The sequence below is a fragment of the Microcoleus sp. Pol10D4 genome (assembly GCF_036701555.1).
Lineage (GTDB): Bacteria > Cyanobacteriota > Cyanobacteriia > Cyanobacteriales > Microcoleaceae > Microcoleus.
Genome location: NZ_JAUBRA010000020.1, coordinates 1 through 16,968, shown reverse-complemented (window position 1 = coordinate 16,968; position 16,968 = coordinate 1). Strand labels below are relative to the sequence as shown.

Genomic DNA, 16,968 nt, shown 5'->3' with positions numbered 1-16,968 from the left:
TTTTCAGGCATAATTGTAAGGTTAGTGGTGGGTAATGAAGATTTATGAGCTATTCAGAAGCATTTTCACCCAACTACATTACTGCACGAGAGCGATTTCGAGCAGCATCTTCATCTTTGGGTTATCAGCACACAGCCTATCCAATCGATCGGGTTAGTCCAACTGGTGAAGAATTAACTATTGATGTGGCGATCGGTGGTTCTTCCAACCCACGACGATGTGTAGTCATTTCTAGTGGCTTGCATGGAGTAGAAGGCTTTATGGGCTCGGCAATCCAACTTACCTTGTTAGAAAAGCAGCAACTTCTCACATCGTTGTCGCCTGATATTAAGGTTGTATTTATTCATGCTCTGAATCCTTATGGTTTTGCATGGCGACGACGTTGGAATGAAAACAACATAGATTTAAATCGTAACTTTTTGTTGCCAGAAGAAGTTTTTGAGGGCAGCCCCAAAGATTATCCTAAATTCAATTCTTTTCTCAATCCAACTTCACCTCCATCACGATTTGAATCTTATATGATTCAAGCTCTCTGGCTGATATTGAGATATGGAATGACGAGTTTGAGAAACACTTTTCCTGTAGGGCAATACGATTTTCCAAAGGGGCTTTTTTTTGGCGGTCATGCTGCATCCAAAACTCAAGAGATTCTAGCTAGCAATTTGCCCCAATGGATTGGTAATGCTTCAGAGGTAGTGCATATTGATTTCCACACAGGTTTAGGACGCTGGGGAACTTATAAGCTTTTGCTTGACGCATCTGCAACATCAGAATCTTGTTCAAGACTAGCTCAACGATTTGGAGCAGAAACAATAGAACCGAACAGTACAGAAGGTGTGTCATATCCCATTCGCGGTGGATTAAAAACTTGGTGCCAAGCTCTTATACCACAGTGTCGCTATGATTTACTAACAGCAGAATTTGGCACTTACTCAACGATTCAAGTCTTGAAGGCATTGCGGGCGGAGAATCGTGCTTACTGGTGGGGTAAGTCACATCAGAAATATGAATGGACAAAAGACCAGTTGGTAGAAATGTTTGCACCCATATCTCGCAAGTGGCGAGAACAATGCTTAAGTCAAGGACTTGAGGTTTGTAAACGAGCCTTGATTGACTGAAGGAGTTGCGACGGTCAGCGATCGCAAAACCCAATACTTCAAAATTACCAGTAGGTCGATCGCCCTTCAATGAGCGTGCGATCGCTCCGTTAGTTCCTAGCCTTATTGTCCTATGGATAGTGTGATATGGGTTTTGGCGATCGAAGTGTTAGACCGCAACTACAGTATATATAACTCGAAATAAACGCCGCTTTGATCAACAAGGTATGCGGGCTGCAACCCTGATTCGGTGTATCTCAATAGCCTCTTTGTCATCCCCCCAGGGTTGATGTATGTATTGGCAGTAGAAATGAATCAGGGGCAAGCGTGATTATGGGATTCTTTATTCCCTATTTCAGAGTCAAGATGCTTCTTGCTTTACAGACTTTTGGAACACATATCCCAAAAATTGGCATTGCACAATTTGAGGATGATTATTGTAGGGTGTCCCGGCTGCTGTGAAAATACACGCCTTCGGGTTTATGGGTTTATTCCACCAATAAAATCACAATCACCCCGCTATTATGCAACGCCAAAAAACACTTAAATATCTACATAACATTCATGTTTCAGTTAGGAGTAACTTTGATTGCACCTCCTAAAATTGAATAAAAAATCCTTCTTATTGTTAATTTGCTATAAGCGACTTATCGAGCCGTAAACCAGGAAAAAGTAAAAATTCGTGATGAATTTATTATGGGCTATTAGTCGAGAATTATCCACGCTGAAGCTAGCATAAATTTATGCAGCACTAGCAGCAATGGCAAGCGCTGCGGAGTATCAAGCTGATGTTTTACAAATGGAAACTGAATTTGCTACAGCTTATTGGGCAGCCTGTAAATTGGCGGAGTCTCAAGGATAACAAACAGTATCAATCAAAAAGATATCCTGGCACATTAACTCACCCTTTACCCCTTTCTCCTTTCAACCTTAAAAACATCCTCAATACTTTTTCCCCCCGTTTTCTCCTCCCACCCCATCGCCATCAAAAAACTCTCAGCAGACTGAGTTTCCACCACATCAACCCCCCATTCTCCCGTCTGCAACGCATCAGCATCGCTACTCAAAGGAGGAGTCTTCTTCAATCCCGCTAAAATCAAAATATCAGGAAAAGAATCATCGGCTTTCCCCTGACTCATCCGCTTATCCACCAAACTTTGAGCACAAAATTCTCCCACTTGAGGCGGAGAAAAAGCATCAGTAGAAAATAAAACTTCTACCATCCAATGACCATGATTTAATTGACGACACTTAATCTCAGGATATTGACTTAAACCCTCAGCAAATACCCGAGTAAATTCTTCCCTACTTAAGGTGGGAAAAACACCCTCTGGCATATCAAAATTATGAGAAAGCAACATCCGCCCCGTTCCAGATTCAGTCATACTTTTAGTTACTTAATTTGAGAAATTGCCAACTTAATCACACCTTGAATCGCCGCTTCTGATTCCTTTGCTAATGCAGCTTGTAGCGGTTCGATCGCAGCCCGATCGCCCACTTTCATCAAAGACAAAGCCGCCGCCCTACGAGTTTCCCCATCACCATCCTCCAGCAACTCAATCAGATTAGGAATTGCAGGTTTATAAGCCAGATTTCCTAAAGCCGCCGCCGCCTCACAACGCACATCCACATCAACATCCGTCAGAGACTTAACTAAAATCTCGAATAATTCATCCTTCGGTTCTTCCTGTGCAACCTTGGCGATCGCACCCACCACCGCACCGCGCACCACAGGCGAATCAGACGCGATCGCCTGATACAAATACTCCTTCGCCCCCGCCCCAATAAAAGCCAACGCCCAAGCCGCATGACCGATCGTACTCTCTGGCAAATCAGTTGACCCTAAAATATCCAACAAAGCCTGCACAGACGGCTCCCCAATCCTCGCCAACGCCCCAATTGATGAACCCTTAACTACCGTATCCTGATCATTCAACAAAGCATGAATTAAATGAGGAACCGCAGTCGGATCAGCAATCAAAGTCAGAGTTTTAGCAGCAGCACGCCGCACAACCGGATTAACATGATTTGCTAAACCATCCAACAAAAAAGGAGTCGCCGCTTCCCCAATTTCAGCCAAAGTTTCCGCGAAACGCAGTCGAGTCATCCCCCGCGTATCTCCCAAACATTCAACCAACCGCTTCAACAGATTGGAATCATTAGCATCGAAAGTATCTAAATCTATTTGTTCAGTAACTTCCCGAAGAAAAGCATCTGTTTCAGCGTGAGCCAATATAATGGGATGTGCCTCAGCTTGAGCATTAGAATTGACCATAATTATCACCTAATTATTAGTAGTTAAAGCCGCCATTTGAGCGCGAAGACTCTCCAGTCCAGCATCAATCTTAGCAAGTTCCGGCTCAATTTTAGCCATCGCCGCCTTCTGAGGTAATTTTGCCTTTTGTGCCGCCGTCATCGTTTCATTAACCAAACGTTCGCGATATTTCTCAAATTCAGCAATTACTTCGGCCAATTCTTCAACATTAGTCTCTGGTAAATTGCCAACTGTTTGTTGATTATCAGATGGATTCAATTCTTCGTTGTCAGACATAGTTTTGAGAGTTTAATAATTAGTCCGGGTAGTCGAGTCGAAATTTGTGTGTAGCTGCAATTGCAGTCGTCTGAATATTTTTTGTTTATGTTACCGCAATTTCAATCACCAGGATATTTTGACTGTGTTTGTAGCTGGGATTTCAAGAGACTCGATATTTGTGCTTTAAGGTGACAGCACACCCACCCCAGAAAATCTCAAGCGATTGTGTTCAATCATCTCTTCTAAAGCAGAGTGAGAAACACAACGACGCTCAGAACAGTATGCCATTTGTTTAACCCCATTTATCATCTGCACAGTCATCACCCGTACCCGAAAATGATCGTTAATAAACCAACAGCGTTCCTGTCCTTGATTAGTCTCATATTCCGTCTCAATAGTCAACACCCCATCATCCGCAAAATGGTAAATACCGATGACCGGAATACCTTCAACATAGCCTCGATTTCGCAGAAACTTGCCCGTTCTCGGATTAGTAGGATTAGGCACATCTAAAAGAATAGCAGCATAGTTTTGGTTCGGAACTGTATCATCTAAATTGTCCTGCCACATAAAACTGCATCCCCCACTAACTAAAGCGGGATCGACATTCTGCTGTTGACAAACATCTAAAAGTCTGGGATCATCTATTGACAAAACTTCAACGATGACATTGGATTCTCCCGACTCATCAGCCGCAGCAGTATCAAAATTATGGACTGTTCGCTGAGTAAACCAAACGCCCTCACTCTTGCGAAAGAAATCCATCATAGTCATAGGTGGTGTTAGCAGCATTTCTGTGTCAACTTAGCGAGAGGAATCAGAGGGATTGAGACAAATCTCATTAAAAAACGGGGATTTAGGCTTTGACCTGAGCTTAGCAGAACTGGGAATCAGAGCTGATTTTGGTTAAGAAAAATAAACAAACGTCAGTCTGGAATCCTTCAAATTCTAGGATAAATGACACAGGACAATTTTGAGCAACTCGATCAATAAATTTTCAGAAAAACATAATGTCACCTCGTCAACACTCATCTTTCCTCTCCGAACCCATTTCTGCAACTGAAATCTTGGCAACTATTCAGCAAGGGAAAAGTCTAGCTCAAAGCAACCTCGCGGGAATCAACCTCAGCCAGATGGATTTATCTGGTATTGATTTCAGTGGATCAAACTTGATTGGGGCAAACCTTAGTCAAACCAATCTGCAAGGGGCAAATCTCCAAGGGGTTGATTTACGAAGGGCAAATCTCAGAGATGCCAATTTGAGTGGAGCGAATTTACAAGAAAGCTATCTTTTTCGTGCAGAGTTACGGGGCTGTAATTTAGTCGATGCCCAGCTACAAGAGGCTAAATTAAAATTAGCTCAATATGATGATCATACTCTTTGGTCAGAGGGTTTTAATTACAAAAATTCAGGAGCCATTGGTCCCCAAGCCAATCTCAGTGGAGCTTTTCTAAATACAGCTTACCTCAGAGGAGCAGATTTACACGGCTGTAATCTGCGAGGTGCTTATCTCAGTGGAGCAGATTTAACTGGGGCCAATTTAGAGGGAGCAGCCTTAAGTGGGGCAAGTCTTCAGAATGCCTTTCTGACTGGTGCTTATTTACGAAACACTATATTGATTGGAGTCGAATTACAAGGAGCGGATTTACGAGGGGCTGACTTAACCGGGGCAAATTTAGAGCAATTAAAGAGTATTGCTGGCGCTGATTTTACCCTAGCACAAGGACTCACCCAAGAGATGAAAGCCATGCTTTGTAGTCGCGATCCCAAAGAATTAGGAACTTGGAATGCTTTTACTCGCAACAATACAGCTCAGAGTCTTCGCTCTCAGGTAGGATAAGTTTAGACTGATTGTTGAACTTCGGGAATGTGGCGTTCTAAATCGAACAGAAAACCGTGAATATATTCCTCAGTCCACTCCTCACCATAGAACCGCGTAAACATTCCTCTAGCGGGATCTTTGGCAGCACGATAATTAATATAACGTCGCTGTGCCTCAAGAATCTCTCCAAGTCGCTGACTATCTGTGACAGGTTGCGCTTGCTCCACCAAATCGAGATAAGCTTGAAGATAATCCTTAAAAGCTTCAAAGACCGTAGTTTGCACAGCCTCTGTTTCTTTGGGACGAGTCCAAAGAAAAGCAGGTGAAAAGAAAGGTTTTGCCTCGTCAGGAAAATCTCCTCCCCAAGGCAATTCCTTTTGATAGTTGTTAAAAATTGGCAAAATTGGCTCTGAGTATTGCTTCTGGTAAGCAACATCGTGAAAAAGAGGCTGCATATCTAAAGCAATTAAATGTCCCCCCGGCAAGGTTACTAAGTCCGCCCCAAAAAAGGGCAAATCATAATTTAACTGGGGGAAAATCACAAAATTAAGTACCTGTAGAGCATCACCACCCTCAACATGAGCTGCCCGAATTTGCCGTAATTTTGAGGACTTAAAAGCATGACTTGTCGTCACAACCAACTGCTCTTTTTTTCCCTTCCCAGTTAGAGCTTCTTTCCGTTCAAAACCTGCGGGAATGGGATAGGGCGCCAAGTCAAGTCGTTCTTTTAGAAGTGGGATAGCGTAATCTAAGAAAGGCTGATAAAGAGTCATTTTTAACTTATCTTACTCCCGCTGGAACTGCTAAGGGAACAGCATCTTCAAACAAAAATTCGTACAGAAACCGATCTGACCATTCATGCCCAAAATAGCTGCCGAATAGCCCTGATGCTGGATCACGTTCCGCACTATACTGATCGTAATCTTTCTGTGCCTTCACAATCCGCTGCATCTCTTCGGGAGAGTTAAGCGGGGAGGCTTGCTCTAGCATTTGCCAATACAACTGGACATATTCTTGATAGGCTGGAAACAAACGACTTACAACCGTTTCTGCATCTGTTTTAGCAAATAGCAAGTTCTTAGAAAAATACTGGTTCGCATCGTAAAACTTCATTTCTAAGTCTTGCGTTAAATCTTTGTATTTCTCCTTAAGTGCGCTCATTGGCCCGATATATTTGTCTATGTAGGCGCGATCGCGGAATAAAGGTTGAAAATCCAAGACAACCAAGATTTTCTTCTGTCCAAATGCTAAAAAATCAATTCCTAGCAAAGGCAGATCGTAATTATAATTCGGATAAATGACACTATTGAAAATTTGTGCCGTTTCTCCAGCATCAATGTAGGTATAACGAATCTTTCGCAATTCGGGACATTGATAGCACCAACTTTGAATCGTCGCGGGATTTTTGCCTCTTTCACTCACCACCGATTCTAACCCAGAGGGAATGGGACGACTCTCTAGAGCAAAACGTCCAACCAGTTCTTTTTCTAAGAATTCCTGAAACGGCTTAAACATAGATTAAAATCTAGCTCCTTCAATCTTTCCCTCAAAACAAGATCATACGGGATTACCTTAAATCTTGTCTCTGTATTTGACAAACAAAGTAATATTTCGTTACAAAAATCTGTTGTGTGCTCAGGATTACCCCGAAAAATCGCGTACCAGCCATCATTAAACGGCTGCATTTGTAATAAATCTTAATCAACCCGCTCATAATTTTAGTCTATCCTAGTAAATTAAGTGAGTGTAATTTAATAAATATGCAATTAAGTGAAAGAGCCAAGCAATTAATTCCCCAAGCGAGAATTGTCAGTTTTGCCACGTGGAAAAACTTATATTCAGATGAAGTAATTGCCATTTTTCAAGATGCTGACAATCAAAGTCGATATCTCACAGATGAGGATTTAGAACGCATTAAAAATCTTCATCCTCATCTCTCTTTAATGCTAGAAAAAGCCAGATTATTGCGAGAGCAAGCTCCTAATATTGTTGCTGATGCGAGGAAAAAGGTATTAGCGGACTTTCCCGATATCACTGAGCCTGGTAATGATCTTTATCCTCCCGAACGTGCTGAAGCCTGTTGGCGAGATTTTTGGCAGTTCCTACGCTGTATCACCTATGGAATTGCAGGTAACAATCCTCAATTTACTAGCCAAGAAGGACTCAAAAACATGGAGCTACTGTATCTAGAATTGCGGGTTCCTGTTTCGGCGATGCTCTGTGGACTAGAACAGTTGAAAAAAGTTAGTTTGCAGCATTTTAATTCTGAAGACCGGGATTTATTGAGTCTCTCTTTTGACCATTTAATCAGTGGGTTAAAAACTTTTAGTCAAGCTTAATCAACTTCCTTATTATTGTCTAAAGCAGATTTTCTAAAGCAGTAGCAACAACTCGATGATTTGAGTCTTGCCGAAGTTGACCTAAAATTTCCTTAGCCTGCGGAGCATCAAAATGCTGTAAAGCAGATGCGACGTGCTGACGCATACGTTCATACTCCGAATTAGCCAGCATTAATAACTGAGAAAGTGCAGCCGGTTCCTGAGTCGTTCCGGCTAATGTACCAAGTGCATCCACAGCCGCTTCCTGGGTGGTCATATCTTCGCCAGCTAAGGCTTCCATACAGACCTCAAAGAGCTCGCTTTCGCACTCCATATCAACCAAAACCGCCAGAATACTACGACGAACCAACCAGTGGTCATCCTGAAAAAAAGTCGAGACTAAATGAGATGCAGCACATCGACCAAACAGCGAAAGAGAATTAGCAGCTTCAGCTCGCACATTCGGCGTATTATCAAATTTCATGATTTGGAGCAATGCGGCGAAGGATTCAGCGGTTTGTTGTGTCCCAAATGCTCTGCTGACAAAGGAACGTACTAAGAATTCCGGGTCATCGAGTTTGGCCTTGAGCAAGGGAACGGCAATCTCTGGTTGATAATCCTTGAGAGCCGCGACGGCCTTGAGTCGATACTGAAAATCAGGATTGTTCAGAGACGTTTCGATTTCGTGAATATCCATAGTCACAACAAAGTATAATTTTTCTTTATTTTAACCAAAAAGTTCCTAATTATGCAAATAATCAAAGATATTTTAATAATTAATAACCTGGGCGGTTGTTATAGCTAAGCTCTTTGATCAAATCGAGTCTGAAAACAGCCGTACTTGAACCAATATTGTCGCAGTTCATGATGAGGTGTATGCAAACTGGCTTTAGCCTGATAGAGAATCACTTGTCGATGATTTCCCATCCAAAGTCGTTTGGCTGGTTCAACAGAAATTAAGCACCCTCCTAGACTGTTAACACATTCCTCAAATCGCTCAACTGCTGGATAGTCTAAAGTTTCAAAAACTAGCAATTGACCGCAAAAAATTAGGTGACGACTTCTGATCCAAGCCTGAATTTTTTTACAAGCTATTGGGGGTAGCATCTTTCAGATTCTCAGCTTGAAAACTGAGTCATTTATTTTTATTCTCAACTGTTGCATAGAAGAAAAAGAGCGAATAATAAACTCGCTCTATAGAAAGCAGGAGATACCAAACTTTAATGAAGACAAAGGTGAAGTCTAGGTAAATTTAGCCAACTTCAGTAATACTGAGAATCTTGCCTCCCATTTTCTGAATATTTTTAATTTGCTTAGACATTTGAGCATAGCTGACTTCATAGCTGATATTGCTCACTCTGACCTTAGCACCACCAGACTTAGCAGCAGTAATCCGAAAACGTTTACCAGTTGTGCTAGAGGCTCCACTGTTACCAACGCTAGAAAGTTTAATTTTCTGAGGCAGATTGCTAGCAACTGTAGCAATTAATTGAGCTTGATTACTACTATCGCTAGTAGCTGCTCCTCCCAGCAAAGAAAGCATCCGATTAAACCCGACATTCTTGATACCAGTTTGGCTGCGAATGTTCCGAGGATAAGGCACAATATTCTCGCCAAAGTTCTGGCTGTAATCGTCACTATCGATATAAGAATCGATTTCGGCTTCATAGCCTTGACCGTTACAAATTTGGACGTGCTCAGAAATCTCCGTCTGTTCTAAAGGAGCGCGACCCAGTAAATGCTTGCAGTTTAACTCGATGAACCGATAGGCAGAATTGGTGTTAAAAAATAGAGACTGATAGAGGTCTGATTTTGCCACTTGTCTGACAAATTCACGCACCGTAATATCACCATTGCGAAGCAATGATTCAGCACTGGTGAGACGCTGACTTTCCATCAGGTGAGCATTTCCTAACACCTGTCGGTAAGCAGCACGAATAACGACTTGTAAATCGTCTTCCGTTGCATTGGAGCGCAGTTCTACTGGGTCACTGACGAAAGCTGCTGTTAAACTGGACATTGTTTTTTCCTAACGTTAATTAAAGAAAGTTTGATTGAGAGTGTAAAAAAAGTTAATGTTGGTTGAAATAGCTTGACAGAGGCGAACACATCTGTTGTTGAGTACAGAAAAACTATCGGTTTATATCGTTATCGCTTTCATAATTTCGAGGGTGATAAGATAAAAATCGCGATTGTTTCAGAGAGGGATAGAGAAGTAAATTTTTACTTCTCTACCCGCTAATCACTCTATGCCTCAAGCAACTTCTGTGATGCTGGCAATTTTGCCACCTGCACGATGAATTCGCTGAATTTGCGGAGTCATATTCGCACCGGATACAAGATATTCAGTGTTACTTAGTCGGCGAGGACTATCAAATTTAGACCCCTTGACTAAAATCTTGAAAGTCTTTTCGGTGGCATCTTTGTAAGCACTGATCCGACCGCCTGTTGTTGGTAAAGTAATCTTGTTACCGCTATTGCCAGCCACAAAATCTACTAAGCGAGAAGCGGTAAAAGCACTATCAACTCCTGCATAACCTTGATACAGGGAAAGGGTACGATTGTAACCGACTTGCTTTTGTCCGACTTGACTTTTTGCCCCTTGATAATAAGGAACGGTATTCTCGCCAAATTTTTCCTGATATTCTGGACTATCGAGATAAGAATCAATTTCGGCATCGTAGCCTTCTTGCGTACACCGACAAATATGCTCAGAAAGTTCCTCTTGAGCTAAAGGAGCGCGACCCAACAAATGTTTGAAGTTTAGCTCGACAAAGCGGTAAGGAGCGCAGGATTCAAAATACCGACGGCGATAAAAGTCAGATTTAGCCACAGCGCGGACAAATTCTCGTACCGTTATCGTGCCATCGCACAACTTGGATTCTGCAATCGTCAGGCGTTCACTTTCCATGACATGGGGATTGCCCAATACTTGCTTGTAAACAGCGCGAATTACCGCCTGTTTATCATCGGAGCTGCTGGTAGGCCAAAGTTCTACTGGCGCATCTAAAACGACACTCATTGAATTTCTCCTAAGAATAAATAACGCTTCAAAACAGGGAATCAGTGATTGTCAAAAACACGCTCAGGGAGATAATTCCCCAAGTCGTTAAGGCAGAAGTTTGAGCGGTTGTTAGTTGACAGCAGTAATGCTGGAAATTACGCCGCCTTGTTTGTGGATGCGTTGATATTCTTGCGAGAGCCTATCAAATGGTACGAGATAGGCTTGATTGCTAGAGCGAAATTTAGAGACTCGGTTCATCACAGTCGTTGCTGAAGAACGATATCCAGTCACAGTAATGCGATAAACTTTGCCTTCTGCTGAGGCGCCTAATCCAGCACGAGTACGTGAATTGATACCAGACTCTTGGAATGCCCAACCATCTCCAACTGCACCACCTGAAGGGGGAACTATGGGTAGGGGGGTTTGCTGAATCACGAATTTATTCAGAACAGGGGTTTTTCCAGAAAGACTGCCCTTGAAGTCGCTACTGGAAGCTCCCCGCAAGAGAGCAAACATATGAGTAAACCCAACCATATTTTGTCCTGGCTGGGTTTTGTAGCCTCGGAAATAGGGAACGATATTTTCCCCGTAGGCATTTTGGTATTCATCGCTGTCGAGGTAAGAATCAATTTCTGCCTCGAAGCCTTCAGTATCTAGAATGGTGCTATGTTCTCTCATTTCTTCTAAGCCATCAGGAGCCCGACCTAGAAGATGTTTGAAATTGAGTTCAATAAACCGATAGCGAGGACAAGTATCGAAAAAGCGAGAGCGGTAAGCGTCTGATTTTGCCAGAGCGCGGACAAATTCGCGCACACTGAATTCACCACTTTTGAATTGGGATTCAGGAATCGTGGCTCGTTCACTTTCCATGACGTAAGCATTACCCAAAACTTGCCGATAAACGGCACGAATAATGGTTTCTACTTCTTCTTGTGAACGTCCTGAAATTAGTTCTAAACGGGGTGTTTCTTCAAATAAACTGACTCCAAGTCGAGATGCAGGTCCAAAAACCATTGAAAAAATCTCCACAAATGTATTACATGAGAAACTACCATACTTAGACGTTATATTAAAAATCTTTACATAACTTAACATAAAATCTAATCAGGGAGATTATTTGTACTACACAAAGAGGTTGATATCTTGGCTATGACTCTCTTATTGCAATATTTTTTCTGTAATACGCCGTGGATTATTGTAATATATGACGAATGGGACTTGAAATTATTAAGGCGATAAGTTATGAGATGTGAGGTAACTCAGTGGCAAAACTTTGACGCTTTTCAAACTGTAGAGAGCCAAAAGCCGACCCCCAAACCTGTTGATGGGTATTCACATCCAGACCTTGATCCAGACTACTCCAAGTTGTTTCTGTAATCTCGACATCACTGACTAGGTAGGTGGAACAACCTCTTTTTTCTATGAGACAAAGGTTTCCAGGTTCCACACGGCCTCGAAACATTTCGCCGTCTCGTTTAAAAATCATGGAACAGTGATAGCGTCGTTGCAGACTATCTGGTTTAATAGTTTTGAGAATGCTTAATTCTCGTGCGGCTCCGGCGTACTGTATGGAGTCTAGGAGGCTATAATTTTCAATATAAATCTGATCTCCCTGGTCGATTAAGCGATGAACTCCCTGACGATAGGGAGTCCACAGATCGTGATCGTAAACCTGTTCAGAGTAAAAGCCAATGGCATTGAAAAATTCAAAGGGTAAGGGACGAAAAAATATCCGAATATGGGCAAATTGTTGTGGGTGATCAAAGGATTGTTGATAGTTACTAAAATCCCCAGCCATCCACTGAGCTAAAGTGATTAAATCATTGCTTTTAACTGAATTCATATGCTAAAAAGAAGGTAGAAGAAAGTTTATGAATAGCAATTGGTAATTCACTAATTCCCTGACAGCGAACGAATCTCTGAGGAAAATGATGCGGTTACTACCCCACTTCCGGCACTGGTTTTAATTAGGGAAACACGAAACCGTAAATTAGGATTAGCAAACCAGATTTTTTCTTCCGCTGCGGCGTGTTCGTAGCTAGTCAAAAGCACAAAAGTTCCATCCTCTGTGATATGATAGTCACCTGCTGCGGCAATAGTTTCAGCATAACCTTGATCTCGTAATAACTTACCCCGATTAGGTACATTTGGATCGGGGATTGGTACCAGAATACAACTCCCCTTAACCTCAGAATTTTCATCCCAATCTGACTCACCCTCCCAACTCATTTGAAAAGGCATTACTGCTTGGGATGGGTCAACATTATACAATTGACAGAGTTCCATTACTGCCCGATCGCCCGGTGAGATAGCAACGATATCAATGACTGACTGCACAGCTTCAAAGTGTCTGAAAGTCAAATGATGGGCGCTGCGCTGCGATCGCCACCGTCCTAGAGAATTTTCAACAAACTGCTTAATATGGTTCATGGAAAACATTGTACAGGGGCAAGAGCCAAAATATTCTTGTCTTCAGAACTCCACTTTTTGTGCCCCTGTCCACGAAAAAAAGTGCTTTTAGCCACAAAAGTAACAAATTGTTACTTTGTTTCTCAGGAATGAGACAGAGGCAACACCCCAGAGATATATTCAAAACCATTAAGTTAGTCACCAAGTTGACCAACTAAGATCAGAAATAATTTTTCTAAGTTAAGGAGAACTCAATGCTTGACGCTTTTTCAAGAGCTGTAGTTGCAGCCGATGCCAGCACCTCCACTGTCGGTGATATTAGTGCCCTGAGAGCTTTCGTTGCCAACGGCAACCGACGCTTGGATGCTGTAAACGCGATCGCCAGCAATGCTAGCTGCATGGTTTCTGATGCTGTTGCCGGTATGATCTGCGAAAACCAAGGCTTGATTCAAGCTGGTGGTAACTGCTATCCTAACCGCCGCATGGCTGCTTGCTTGCGCGATGCAGAAATCATTTTGCGCTATGTAACCTACGCTTTGTTGGCTGGTGATGCTTCTGTTCTTGATGACCGTTGCTTGAATGGTTTGAAAGAAACCTACGCAGCTTTGGGCGTGCCCACCACCTCCACCGTGCGTGCCGTTCAAATCATGAAGGCTCAAGCCGCTGCTCACATCCAAGACAATCCTAGCGAAAAATTTGCTGGTGCTAAGCTCCGCAAAATGGGCAGTCCTGTAGTAGAAGATCGTTGTGCTAGCCTCGTTGCTGAAGCTTCCAGCTACTTCGATCGCATCATTTCTGCACTGAGCTAGTCCGTCGCTAATCGCAATTGGCTCAGCAAAATTGAAACTACGCTCACTGTCATCAAAATCACTTTAGGAGTTTTAGGAAATGAAATCAGTTCTCACCACAGCTATTGCCTCTGCTGATGCAGCAGGCCGCTTCCCTAGCACCTCAGATTTAGAATCCGTTCAAGGTTCTATCCAACGCTCTGCTGCTCGTTTAGAAGCTGCAGAAAAATTAGGCACCAACCTCGACGCAGTTGCTAAAGAAGCTTATGATGCTTGCATCAAAAAGTATCCTTACTTGAACGAATCCGGTCAAGCTAACTCCACCGATACTTTCAAAGCAAAATGCCATCGCGACATCAAGCACTACCTGCGCTTGGTGCAATACTGCTTAGTTGTTGGCGGCACAGGCCCTCTGGACGAATGGGGTATTGCTGGTCAACGCGAAGTTTATCGTGCTTTGGGCTTGCCTACTGCTCCTTACGTTGAAGCATTGAGCTTTGCTCGCAATCGCGGTTGCGCTCCTCGCGATATGTCCGCTCAAGCTTTGACTGAGTACAATGCTCTCCTCGACTACGCGATCAACTCCCTGTCCTAATTAATTGGCAGGTTTGTAATGTCGCAACTGGGTAGTTGATACCCCGACAAGTCTAGGAACTCTTGGCTCATTGCTTTACCAATTTTGGTGAAGTAAGGGTAAAGAATTCCTAGGCTTGTTATTGTATTTTAATAGGCATATCATATTATAGTTTTTGCAGACTGCTAATTTTATGGATAAACGCTTTTTTAGTTTTTTTAATTTAACGGAAGACCAGGCGATCTCCCTTTTAGATACGCCCCAAGCTGAAATCGGCGAAGAGGATTCCCGCTACATAGCTGCTTCCCACTTGATCAATTTCTCCACAGATCGATCGATCGCAGCACTGATGCGAGCAGTACAACAAACTGATCCGGTGCTGGAAAACCGGATTGTGCGCCGCAAATCGGTGGAAACCTTGGGAAGACTCCAAGCTGTGCAAGCATTGCCGGTGATTCGCACCTGTCTGGCGGATGATGACTGTTACACGGTGGAAAATGCCGTTTGGGCGATCGGCGAAATTGGCACTCAAGATCCCGATATTTTAGCAGAAATTGCTCAATTGCTGGATAAACCGGGACAAACCTACCGGGTAATTATCCACACCCTAACTAAATTAGATTATCAGCCAGCCGTAGCCAGAATTCGCAGATTTGTCGATGATATTGACCCGCCGACTGCTAGTGCTGCGATCGCCGGAATTTGTCGCTTAACCAGAGACTTTTCTCAAATGGGAAAAGTTGTCGCGATGTTGCAAAACAAAAATGTCCTTGGGCGCAGATTATCTATTCAGGATTTGATAGATGCGCGTTACTACGATGCAATTCCAAATATTGCCAGGTGTCCGGTATCTTTAGTCTTTCGGCTCAGAGGGATTAGGATGTTAGCAGAAGCAGGCATTGCTGAAAAAATCCTGACCTTTGCTACTATTAAACCATATTTGGAACAAACATTAAGAGACTATCCAGGGGATTTAGATTTAGTGCATAGTTATGAAAAATTACCCGACTTACCGTTTTTGATTCGCCAATTATACGAAACAGATTTTGGACGTTGCTATTTAGCCGCTAAAACGATACTTGAAAATTACTCAGAGGATGCACCAGCAGCCCTGTTTGCTACCTTTGCTGAAGAAGCAAATAATGACTATGGAGCGCATTTTCATGTGGTAAAATTGTTTGGTTGGTTAAAACATTCTCCAGCCTACGATTTGTTATTGGAAGCATTGCATCACCCCCAACCCCAGTTTCAGAAATCCCGTGCAGCGGCGGCGATCGCCCTGGGGGAACTGGGAGAACAACGTGCTATTCCAGAATTGAAAGCCTGTCTGGAAACTAAAATCTGGGATTTGAAGTATGCTGCATTAATGGCACTAGAAAAACTTGGTGATCTCACGGGTTATGAAATCGCTGCGGCCGACCAAGATTGGTTAATTCGAGCTAAAGTAGATGCTCATACTTGTGTAACATCCGAACTATCTTAATTTAGGACGGGAGGCAGAAACCGGGTTTTTTTACGACAATATTGCATCCCTGCCTTTAATACTGGTAAAAAACCCGGTTTCTTTGATATTTATGCGCCCAGGATTGTTAATTCAGCTTAATCAGAATACCTAAAACCACAAAAACCATGACAACAGATGCTTTGTTTGAACAACTAAAACACCCGAATCCTCATCTGCGCGATCGGGCAATGTTTGAAATTGCCGATTCCCGCGATGAAAATACAATTTCTCGACTGGTGGGCATTTTAGATGAAGAAGATGTCACCTATCGTCGGGCGGCAGTAAAAGCCTTGGGCGTGATTGGTGAAGATGCCGTGCCATCGGTGGTGGAGGTATTGTTAAACAGTGATAATGTGACTGTGCGAGGGAGTGCGGCGAAGGTATTGGCACAAATTGCGATTAATTATCCAGAGTTGCCGTTTCCTGAAGCAGGCTTGCAGGGATTAAAAAAGGCGATCGACGATCCGAATCCTGTGGTTAATATTGCTTCTGTGATGGCTTTAGGGCAGATGGGTTCCTCTGCTTTTGAGATTTTGGTGGAGTCGCTGAATACAACGGATAATGTGGCGGTACAAGTGGCGATCGTGAATGCTCTTGCTTCTGTGGGCGATCGGCGTTGTGTAGAAGTTCTCACCACTTTTGCGAATGATGAATCGGTGGATTCTTATGTGCGGGAATCAGCGACAAGTTCTTTATCCCGGTTGGATTTGGTGATGAATTATAAGCGTGCAGATAGTTAGGTTTAGTGAGATTTTTAGCACTACTCTCGATCGCACACAGCACTTGCAGCCGACTAAGCTATGATAAAACTTTGGGGCTTGCTGATTCACGGTATGAATCACCGTTAGAGTCGATAGAGGCGTTGCCACCTCTACCTCTCCTTCAGAACCGGACGTGAGACTTTCATCTCATCCGGCT

At 43.0% G+C, this 16,968-nt stretch carries 19 protein-coding genes; 7 read left to right on the top strand and 12 right to left on the bottom strand.

What is annotated here, in order from left to right; all coding sequences use genetic code 11:
* The first annotated feature begins 44 nt into the window (after positions 1–44).
* Entirely contained in the window at positions 45–1,118 is a 1,074-nt protein-coding gene (locus tag QUA36_RS12670; protein ID WP_333457786.1) for a M14 family metallopeptidase, read from the top strand.
* An 887-nt stretch (positions 1,119–2,005) separates the two neighbouring features.
* Here QUA36_RS12670 and QUA36_RS12665 read toward each other — a convergent pair.
* The 4 genes from QUA36_RS12665 to QUA36_RS12650 all read right to left on the bottom strand — a co-directional run bounded on the left by QUA36_RS12665 (position 2,006) and on the right by QUA36_RS12650 (position 4,422).
* On the bottom strand, positions 2,006–2,482 hold the full coding sequence (locus QUA36_RS12665) for a DUF2656 domain-containing protein (protein ID WP_333159568.1): 477 nt from the start codon (positions 2,480–2,482) through the stop codon (positions 2,006–2,008).
* Positions 2,483–2,490: 8 nt separating this feature from the next.
* Positions 2,491–3,372: a HEAT repeat domain-containing protein gene (locus QUA36_RS12660; RefSeq protein ID WP_333457784.1), complete on the bottom strand. Its 882-nt coding sequence runs from the start codon at positions 3,370–3,372 to the stop codon at positions 2,491–2,493.
* A gap of 9 nt (positions 3,373–3,381) precedes the next feature.
* Positions 3,382–3,648, bottom strand: a complete 267-nt coding sequence (locus tag QUA36_RS12655; RefSeq protein ID WP_333159572.1) for a hypothetical protein — start codon at positions 3,646–3,648, stop codon at positions 3,382–3,384.
* Between the two features lie 165 nt (positions 3,649–3,813).
* Positions 3,814–4,422 carry a phycobiliprotein lyase gene (locus QUA36_RS12650; RefSeq protein WP_333159573.1) on the bottom strand — a complete coding sequence of 203 codons (609 nt, stop codon included), beginning with the start codon at positions 4,420–4,422 and terminating at the stop codon, positions 3,814–3,816.
* Between the two features lie 218 nt (positions 4,423–4,640).
* Here QUA36_RS12650 and QUA36_RS12645 point away from each other — a divergent pair, with 218 nt between their 5' ends.
* On the top strand, positions 4,641–5,471 hold the full coding sequence (locus QUA36_RS12645; RefSeq protein ID WP_333457782.1) for a pentapeptide repeat-containing protein: 831 nt from the start codon (positions 4,641–4,643) through the stop codon (positions 5,469–5,471).
* A gap of 2 nt (positions 5,472–5,473) precedes the next feature.
* Here QUA36_RS12645 and QUA36_RS12640 read toward each other — a convergent pair whose 3' ends face one another.
* Complete coding sequence (locus QUA36_RS12640; RefSeq protein ID WP_333159577.1) at positions 5,474–6,226, bottom strand: phycoerythrobilin:ferredoxin oxidoreductase; 753 nt, start codon at positions 6,224–6,226, stop codon at positions 5,474–5,476.
* 7 nt (positions 6,227–6,233) lie between these two features.
* Positions 6,234–6,968, bottom strand: coding sequence for a 15,16-dihydrobiliverdin:ferredoxin oxidoreductase (locus QUA36_RS12635; protein ID WP_333457780.1), 735 nt, complete (start codon positions 6,966–6,968; stop codon positions 6,234–6,236).
* Between the two features lie 245 nt (positions 6,969–7,213).
* Here QUA36_RS12635 and QUA36_RS12630 point away from each other — a divergent pair, with 245 nt between their 5' ends.
* The gene (locus QUA36_RS12630) at positions 7,214–7,792 is read left to right on the top strand and encodes a phycobilisome protein (protein WP_333159581.1); all 579 of its coding nucleotides are present in this window, start codon (positions 7,214–7,216) and stop codon (positions 7,790–7,792) included.
* Positions 7,793–7,811: 19 nt separating this feature from the next.
* Here QUA36_RS12630 and QUA36_RS12625 read toward each other — a convergent pair whose 3' ends face one another.
* The 6 genes from QUA36_RS12625 to QUA36_RS12600 form a co-directional block, all read right to left on the bottom strand.
* On the bottom strand, positions 7,812–8,468 hold the full coding sequence (locus QUA36_RS12625; protein WP_333159583.1) for a HEAT repeat domain-containing protein: 657 nt from the start codon (positions 8,466–8,468) through the stop codon (positions 7,812–7,814).
* A gap of 555 nt (positions 8,469–9,023) precedes the next feature.
* Positions 9,024–9,791, bottom strand: a complete 768-nt coding sequence (locus QUA36_RS12620) for a phycobilisome rod-core linker polypeptide (protein WP_333159585.1) — start codon at positions 9,789–9,791, stop codon at positions 9,024–9,026.
* A 234-nt stretch (positions 9,792–10,025) separates the two neighbouring features.
* On the bottom strand, positions 10,026–10,793 hold the full coding sequence (locus QUA36_RS12615) for a phycobilisome rod-core linker polypeptide (protein ID WP_333159587.1): 768 nt from the start codon (positions 10,791–10,793) through the stop codon (positions 10,026–10,028).
* A gap of 111 nt (positions 10,794–10,904) precedes the next feature.
* Positions 10,905–11,789 carry a phycobilisome linker polypeptide gene (locus QUA36_RS12610; protein WP_333457777.1) on the bottom strand — a complete coding sequence of 295 codons (885 nt, stop codon included), beginning with the start codon at positions 11,787–11,789 and terminating at the stop codon, positions 10,905–10,907.
* Positions 11,790–12,015: 226 nt separating this feature from the next.
* On the bottom strand, positions 12,016–12,618 hold the full coding sequence (locus tag QUA36_RS12605; RefSeq protein ID WP_333457775.1) for a chromophore lyase CpcT/CpeT: 603 nt from the start codon (positions 12,616–12,618) through the stop codon (positions 12,016–12,018).
* 50 nt (positions 12,619–12,668) lie between these two features.
* Positions 12,669–13,205, bottom strand: coding sequence for a phycobiliprotein lyase (locus tag QUA36_RS12600; protein ID WP_333159594.1), 537 nt, complete (start codon positions 13,203–13,205; stop codon positions 12,669–12,671).
* Positions 13,206–13,438: 233 nt separating this feature from the next.
* On the opposite strand from QUA36_RS12600, the gene cpeB reads away from it, so the two are divergent.
* From cpeB to QUA36_RS12580, 4 genes are all read left to right on the top strand, one after another.
* Positions 13,439–13,993: a C-phycoerythrin subunit beta gene (gene cpeB / locus QUA36_RS12595; protein WP_333067110.1), complete on the top strand. Its 555-nt coding sequence runs from the start codon at positions 13,439–13,441 to the stop codon at positions 13,991–13,993.
* A gap of 79 nt (positions 13,994–14,072) precedes the next feature.
* Complete coding sequence (locus QUA36_RS12590) at positions 14,073–14,567, top strand: bleomycin hydrolase (protein WP_333159034.1); 495 nt, start codon at positions 14,073–14,075, stop codon at positions 14,565–14,567.
* Positions 14,568–14,739: 172 nt separating this feature from the next.
* Entirely contained in the window at positions 14,740–16,029 is a 1,290-nt protein-coding gene (locus QUA36_RS12585; protein WP_333457774.1) for a HEAT repeat domain-containing protein, read from the top strand.
* 146 nt (positions 16,030–16,175) lie between these two features.
* On the top strand, positions 16,176–16,790 hold the full coding sequence (locus tag QUA36_RS12580; RefSeq protein ID WP_333457772.1) for a HEAT repeat domain-containing protein: 615 nt from the start codon (positions 16,176–16,178) through the stop codon (positions 16,788–16,790).
* Positions 16,791–16,968: the final 178 nt, after the last annotated feature.

Bases quoted from the DNA above. Each gene is read 5' to 3' on its own strand.
- QUA36_RS12670 (WP_333457786.1), top strand. From the start codon at position 45: ATGAGCTATTCAGAAGCATTTTCACCCAACTACATTACTGCACGAGAG.
- QUA36_RS12665 (WP_333159568.1), bottom strand. From the start codon at position 2,482: ATGACTGAATCTGGAACGGGGCGGATGTTGCTTTCTCATAATTTTGAT.
- QUA36_RS12660 (WP_333457784.1), bottom strand. From the start codon at position 3,372: ATGGTCAATTCTAATGCTCAAGCTGAGGCACATCCCATTATATTGGCT.
- QUA36_RS12655 (WP_333159572.1), bottom strand. From the start codon at position 3,648: ATGTCTGACAACGAAGAATTGAATCCATCTGATAATCAACAAACAGTT.
- QUA36_RS12650 (WP_333159573.1), bottom strand. From the start codon at position 4,422: ATGCTGCTAACACCACCTATGACTATGATGGATTTCTTTCGCAAGAGT.
- QUA36_RS12645 (WP_333457782.1), top strand. From the start codon at position 4,641: ATGTCACCTCGTCAACACTCATCTTTCCTCTCCGAACCCATTTCTGCA.
- QUA36_RS12640 (WP_333159577.1), bottom strand. From the start codon at position 6,226: ATGACTCTTTATCAGCCTTTCTTAGATTACGCTATCCCACTTCTAAAA.
- QUA36_RS12635 (WP_333457780.1), bottom strand. From the start codon at position 6,968: ATGTTTAAGCCGTTTCAGGAATTCTTAGAAAAAGAACTGGTTGGACGT.
- QUA36_RS12630 (WP_333159581.1), top strand. From the start codon at position 7,214: ATGCAATTAAGTGAAAGAGCCAAGCAATTAATTCCCCAAGCGAGAATT.
- QUA36_RS12625 (WP_333159583.1), bottom strand. From the start codon at position 8,468: ATGGATATTCACGAAATCGAAACGTCTCTGAACAATCCTGATTTTCAG.
- QUA36_RS12620 (WP_333159585.1), bottom strand. From the start codon at position 9,791: ATGTCCAGTTTAACAGCAGCTTTCGTCAGTGACCCAGTAGAACTGCGC.
- QUA36_RS12615 (WP_333159587.1), bottom strand. From the start codon at position 10,793: ATGAGTGTCGTTTTAGATGCGCCAGTAGAACTTTGGCCTACCAGCAGC.
- QUA36_RS12610 (WP_333457777.1), bottom strand. From the start codon at position 11,789: ATGGTTTTTGGACCTGCATCTCGACTTGGAGTCAGTTTATTTGAAGAA.
- QUA36_RS12605 (WP_333457775.1), bottom strand. From the start codon at position 12,618: ATGAATTCAGTTAAAAGCAATGATTTAATCACTTTAGCTCAGTGGATG.
- QUA36_RS12600 (WP_333159594.1), bottom strand. From the start codon at position 13,205: ATGAACCATATTAAGCAGTTTGTTGAAAATTCTCTAGGACGGTGGCGA.
- cpeB (WP_333067110.1), top strand. From the start codon at position 13,439: ATGCTTGACGCTTTTTCAAGAGCTGTAGTTGCAGCCGATGCCAGCACC.
- QUA36_RS12590 (WP_333159034.1), top strand. From the start codon at position 14,073: ATGAAATCAGTTCTCACCACAGCTATTGCCTCTGCTGATGCAGCAGGC.
- QUA36_RS12585 (WP_333457774.1), top strand. From the start codon at position 14,740: ATGGATAAACGCTTTTTTAGTTTTTTTAATTTAACGGAAGACCAGGCG.
- QUA36_RS12580 (WP_333457772.1), top strand. From the start codon at position 16,176: ATGACAACAGATGCTTTGTTTGAACAACTAAAACACCCGAATCCTCAT.